Source organism: Tunicatimonas sp. (assembly GCF_049647865.1).
Lineage (GTDB): Bacteria > Bacteroidota > Bacteroidia > Cytophagales > Cyclobacteriaceae > Tunicatimonas.
The window spans coordinates 1-5,877 of sequence record NZ_JBARYM010000208.1 but is presented as its reverse complement, the minus strand read 5'-3'; the positions used below and the strand labels follow the sequence as shown (position 1 = coordinate 5,877).

Annotated in this window: 5 protein-coding genes; all 5 read right to left on the bottom strand. The window is 46.5% G+C overall.

What is annotated here, in order from left to right; all coding sequences use genetic code 11:
- On the bottom strand, positions 1–1,398 hold a 1,398-nt coding region (locus tag WBA23_RS06420), incomplete at its 3' end, for a purine-cytosine permease family protein (RefSeq protein WP_424581424.1).
- Between the two features lie 10 nt (positions 1,399–1,408).
- Positions 1,409–2,890, bottom strand: a complete 1,482-nt coding sequence (locus WBA23_RS06415; RefSeq protein ID WP_424581423.1) for a sulfatase — start codon at positions 2,888–2,890, stop codon at positions 1,409–1,411.
- Between the two features lie 48 nt (positions 2,891–2,938).
- On the bottom strand, positions 2,939–4,198 hold the full coding sequence (locus tag WBA23_RS06410) for a M14 family metallopeptidase (protein WP_424581422.1): 1,260 nt from the start codon (positions 4,196–4,198) through the stop codon (positions 2,939–2,941).
- 45 nt (positions 4,199–4,243) lie between these two features.
- Positions 4,244–5,164, bottom strand: a complete 921-nt coding sequence (locus tag WBA23_RS06405; protein ID WP_424581421.1) for a bile acid:sodium symporter family protein — start codon at positions 5,162–5,164, stop codon at positions 4,244–4,246.
- A 55-nt stretch (positions 5,165–5,219) separates the two neighbouring features.
- Positions 5,220–5,627, bottom strand: coding sequence for a DUF4332 domain-containing protein (locus WBA23_RS06400; protein WP_424581420.1), 408 nt, complete (start codon positions 5,625–5,627; stop codon positions 5,220–5,222).
- Positions 5,628–5,877 lie beyond the last annotated feature (250 nt).

Sequence of the window (5,877 nt, the reverse complement as noted above, 5' to 3'; positions counted from 1 at the left end):
AGTTTTAGGAGTAGCGATTCTCGATTGAAATAATTTGCTCAGAACGATGTATAGAATTGCCCCGATAAACCAACCGGGTACCGCCAAAAAGAACATAAAATCGGCTCCGGTATAGTTGTACAGCCAGTAGCAGATTCCCAACGAGAACGCCCAAGTACCAAACACAATCGGATTAAAAGATGAACCGGTTACTTCGGCGTAATTACTCTGAAGCCCAATGCGAGGAAAAAGAAATACATCAATTAAGACCACCGCACCCACTGGAGCGGCAACTAGGGCGTAGATGCCCAGAAACTGGTCTAACTTAGAAACTAACCAAGGCGAACAGGCTAGGAGAGTAGCAATCACCCCGATGATCATTGTTAGTCGCCATCGTTTTTGGTTGGGCAGTACTACCTGAAAAGCCAATCCGGCGCGATAAATAGTAGGGTTCGCTGTGGTCCATCCGGCCACAATCACGCAAATAATTCCGGCCAAGCCTACACTGTAGAAAGCGATCTCACCCGGTGAAGGATTTAAATTCACCGCTTGAAACGCGGAAGCGCAAAGAATGCCCGAAGCAATCCAGGCCATGTAGTGCCCTACGAACATACCTACCGCGGAAGCTAGTCCGTAAGTGGATCGCTTAGCGTAGCGGTAAATCGACATATCGGTAAGGCCAATATGCATGGCGGCATTGCACAACCAGGAAAACATAATGACGTGCCAGAGAGTGTACTGCGAAAGTCCCTCTACCGCCACTCCCGTCCAGATTTTAGCGTTCGCCACCGCCCAGAATTGATCTAAGGAAGTAACCCCCAACTGAGGCAATACCGCTACCGCTCCGGCAATGAAAATCAGCGGCATCCAGGGGGCGAAAATATTCGCGAAATTTGATACTTGGTCGTACCCCATGGTGGCTACAACGGCAATCACCGACCCAATCGCCACGACGATTAGTATTGAAGAGATATTGCTAGGATAAATATCGGTGAGACCGGGCATGGGCACATCGATTAGTAAACCCACTGCCGTTGAAGAAACTCCGATCATAGCCGCTGCAGTAGCACTGAACAGTAATATATTGACCACATTGTAAATGGTCACTAACTTAAATCCGCAGATGCGCTCCAGTTGGTAGAAAATAGTAGTACGGGTTTTTACCGCAGTGGGCGCACAGATAAGTGTCCAGCTTAGCGTGGCTAGAATATTTCCGATAAGTAATCCCAGAAAAATGTCCCGAGCAGTTACGCCGTGCAAAACGAAGAGGGGCCCAATGACAAATTCAGTACCGGCAATATGCTCTCCGGCGACCATTCCTACAAAGCTGCGGAAGCCCTTTACTTTGTTTTCCGGTACTGGCTCGCGCTCGTACTCATTAACTTCAGCCAGTTGATCGGCAATGTTCTTTTCGGCCATAGATTCTTGTTTAATTAGTCTTCAAAGAACGCGTCCACTCCTTTGTCAGTAAAGCATCTAGTTGCTGTACCGTATCGGCGAATTCAGTTGAAATAGCTAAGTTTTGGTAAGCAGTGGGGTCGTCCTGATGATCGTAAAGTTCCTGGGCGATAGTTGCTCCGGTTGTATCCTGCCAGCGGGTATAGCGGTAGCGGTCCGTTCGCATAGAGTAGCCCATAATCTCACCTTGCTGACGAGGAAACTGACTCAACGCTACTTGTTTCCATTCTTGGCTTGGGTTCTCTAAAAGAGGAACAAAACTTTTTCCTTGCAGATGACTCTGTAACGGTAATCCAGCCAGTTCGCAGAGTGATGGGTAAATATCGACGAATTCTACCAGTGCATCGGTTTGCTGTCCGGTAGATTCCATTCCGGGTGCGCTCACAATAAGCGGGGAGTGGGTATCCAGTTCAAAGTTAGTGTGCTTGCACCAGTCGCCGTAGTCGCCCAGCTTCCAGCCGTGGTCACCCCATAGCACAATTATAGTGTTCTCGCTCAATCCTAACCGATCTAATTCGTCTAGCACTTTGCCAATTTGGGCATCAGTATAGCTTACACAAGCCCGGTAGCCATGAATCATATTGCGCGCCAAAGTATCACTCACATTTTCTTCCGGCGGAATCAGTGCGTACGCCCGCAGTTCGTCCCAATCAGTTAGTGCTACAGTTGGTGCGCCTTCGGGTGGAGTATCTTGATTGGGCAGTTCAATCTCTGCCGGGTCGTACAAGTCCCAGTACTTTTGCGGAGCGTTAAATGGTAAGTGAGGTTTGTAGAATCCTACTCCCAAGAAGAAAGGTTGATCTTGCTGACTCAACTCGCCCAGCGTTTCTATCGCTCGCTGCGCTACAATTCCGTCAGGATAAGCCGTGTCGGGTACTACCGCTCGTTCGTAGGGCGGGCCACCTCCATCGTTCTGATCAGCCAGCGCATTACTTTCGTCGGTTACATAGGCTCGCCAGTTTTCCATCGGCCACTGGGGCTCAATCCGCCGATCTTGATTATTGCCCTCCACACTCCAAGAAGCACTATCCAGAATAGCCGCGTGATAAATTTTACCCCAGAACTCCGCGTGGTAGCCCTGCTGAATAAAATATTCCGGAATAGTCGTTACGGAAGCAGGAACCACATCGCGAAAGTAGGTTTGCAGATCGTACACATGGGAAGAATCCGGTCTAAGCCCCGTCATCAGACTGGTACGAGACGGTGAGCAGACCGCCTGCTGACAGTATGCTTGATTAAACACCAACCCCTGACTAGCCAGCCGGTCAATATTGGGTGAGTGAATATAGTCTTTCCCGTAGCAACCTAGTTCCGGTCGCAGATCATCTACGGCAATAAATAGTACGTTGGGTGGCAGTTCGGTTTGGGAAGTGACATCAGGAGCAGGTGGTTGGCAACTAAATAATAAGGGGGGGCCTAATATAAGAGCAAATAGTAAGCGCGTAGTAAGCATTGTTGAAAGGTAATATTTTTGTACGGAAATAAGCAATTTGGGAAGCGTCTATTTTTGGTCCAGTAGTAATCGCATTAGTTGCTCAGCGGCCACTTGCCCTTTTTGCCGCACAAACGGCCGGGGCGTGTTATCACCTACTTCGTACACTAAACTCTCCGCTCCGAACTCCCTAAATAGAAAGTTCTTGGAAACCCCAGTAGCGTTCACACTACTCTTTTCGTTGATTTCATAATCCGGAATGTTGTTTTCAATCGAGCTGAGCCACTTGGCCATCAATCCGGGAGTGTTAGTCGTAACAGTACTGTCGAGCGTGTAGTAGATATCATCCCAGGTAGAATGAAAATCAACTCCGAAATATAATTTAGCGCCCTCTGCCGTTTTCTTTCGCAGAAAATCCCGTACGGCCTGGGTTTCGGGGTGGTGGAACTGGCTCCAGTCGCGGTTCAGGTCTACCCCTCCGGCACTGTGTCGCCAGTGGCCTAGGTCAACCCCGTCGGGGTTCATCAGTGGAACTACGTAGGTAGTGTATTCCTGGCGAAACTCCCGAGCTAGCTTGCTATCACCGGTTATTGTTTCCACAAAAGCTTTCATGGCTAGCCAGCCGGTTACTTCTGGAGGGTGCTGCCGACCGAATACGAATACGATTTTATCATCCCGCTTAGCTTCACTAATTTTTACGCTCCGCATGGGTCGTCCCAGTCGGCTCGCGCCAATATCTGAGTGATTGATGTATGACTGCTGCGACAGGCTGTCAATCCAAGCAAAAATATGCTCACTAGTCTGCAACTCCTGCCCGGCTACCCAGAGCGTGTCCGAATCCAATGATAATTTTATCATCGCTGATTCAGGTAGAGAATTCGGGCCGAAGTCGGATTCACCCTTATTAAATTCTTGGTAGTTGGCTGAATCCAGTGGCTGCCAGCTTTTACCATCGCGGCTCAGCTTAGGATAATAACGATGTTTGGCGTTCTGATAAGTAAACTTTACTAAAGCTTCCTTCGGCTCGTCAGCCCAAATTTTAAAAGCGTACCAGGGGCTAGGATTGATCGGTGCGTTTTCGGGAGTGATCCACACCATCAGCGTATCTTCTTTCATCAAAGCCCCATTCAGCCGAGCTCCGGCAAACTCATTGCTGATATAAATACCGGCATCTTCAAACGCAAACGTATTACGATATTGCTGCTGAATGGGCCGGGGACTGGTATCTACTTCCTGAACCGGGCCCTGCCCCTGGTACTTCTTTACCGGAGTTTGAGCAATTGCCAGAACAGTAAAAAATAGTCCAACGAGGGCTAGTAAGAATCGCATAAGAAATGTAGGTTCAGAAGTTGGTAGCTAATACTACGGGTGAATCTACGAATATTTTGCTAATGGATTTTGCTCACCTACTTTAGCAAAAATCCAGACCAACAATAAGCCCGAAATAATATCCCAGATACCCCACCATCCGGCCAGAAATGCCATTCCGCCTAAACCATCAAAGAAATTGAAAATAATTACCAGAGCTAATCCTGAGTTCTGAATACCAGTTTCTATCGCAATTGCTTTGCGGTCGGGTAGCTTGAGACGAAATAATGTGCTGATTCCATAACCAAGCGCATAGGCAATAGTATTGTGAGCCAGCACGATAAGCAGAAGCAAGTGAATGTACTGTAAAAATAAGTCAAAGTTAGCGGAGAATGCAGCAACAATGAAGGCCGCAAAAATGATAAGCGAGACAATTCGCATAGGCCGCCGGGCTTTCTGCGTAAACCGAGGGAGATACTGGTTAACCAGCATGCCCGCTAAGAGTGGTAACCCAACTACCCACAATAATGTGCTTACCATTTGAACGACCGATAAAGAAATAGCCGACACCTCACTCTGCGACTGCAAATACAACCCCGACCAAAATGTAAAGTTGATAGGTACGGTAACCACCGCTACCAATGTAGCCAAAGCCGTTAGGCTTACTGACAATGCTCCGTTGCCTTTGGCCATTACGGTGAACATGTTGGACAAGTGACCTCCCGGACAAGCCGCAACTAGCAACATTCCCAAAGCAACACTGGTGGTGGGGTTTAGCACCAAAACGAGTAGGTAGGTAATAGCTGGTAGTAGTAAGAGTTGAGAGGCTAATCCTACCAATACACTGCGCGGATACAGTAGCAGTCGCCTAAAATCGGCTATTGTTAGTTCTAGCGCCACCCCAAACATAACCAACCCTAAACAGAAATTTAGTAAGCCCAGGCTTTCCTCAACAAAGTTTAGCGTAAGTTGATCTAGTACTTCCATAAATAAAAAAAGCCATCGTATTTTAGATGGCTTTGCTAATAGCTAATATTTATCTTTAGTGAGTTACCATTGGATCAAGCTTTTTGGCTTGCTCCACAAAGTCGGTTATTTGCTTAGCTCCTGGTACAATCCGAGTTAGCTTTTTAGATTTATTCGTCTCTAGCAACTTTGCGTGCAAATTTTCCGGATTTCGATTTCGCAATTCTTTTACCGTATCTACTCCCGATGCTTTCAACAACTCGGCAAATTGTCCGGCAACCCCCTTAATTCGGAACAAATCTGCCATATTGACGAACGTTAAAATTTTACTCTCGTCGATCTTACTGGCATCAGCAATTTTTTTTCGCCCCGATTTGGAAGCTCCTTCTTTTAGTAGGCTGTTAACTGAGTGAACGCCCGCTTTGGCTAACTTTTTTTGATTAGTAACGCCAATACCTTCAATGTCGGTGATAGTTTTTGACATGGTGAGAAATGTTTGGTTTATTATTGATTTAGTAAATGAATCCTTTAAAGATCCCTTTTGAAAATGGGAAGAGTAACTGTGTTTTACTTTCTTTACCAAAATAGAAAAAATTTTGGTAGTAATGCTATTCTAGTACCTTATATTGCACTTAAGTAGATTTATAGTGCCACTTTCTATCACTTGTTATTATACCAATATTCTAGTATCCATTGGAATAATGTACTTTTAGAAAACAGACAATCCTTATTAC

Bases quoted from the DNA above. Each gene is read 5' to 3' on its own strand.
- WBA23_RS06415 (WP_424581423.1), bottom strand. From the start codon at position 2,890: ATGCTTACTACGCGCTTACTATTTGCTCTTATATTAGGCCCCCCCTTA.
- WBA23_RS06410 (WP_424581422.1), bottom strand. From the start codon at position 4,198: ATGCGATTCTTACTAGCCCTCGTTGGACTATTTTTTACTGTTCTGGCA.
- WBA23_RS06405 (WP_424581421.1), bottom strand. From the start codon at position 5,164: ATGGAAGTACTAGATCAACTTACGCTAAACTTTGTTGAGGAAAGCCTG.
- WBA23_RS06400 (WP_424581420.1), bottom strand. From the start codon at position 5,627: ATGTCAAAAACTATCACCGACATTGAAGGTATTGGCGTTACTAATCAA.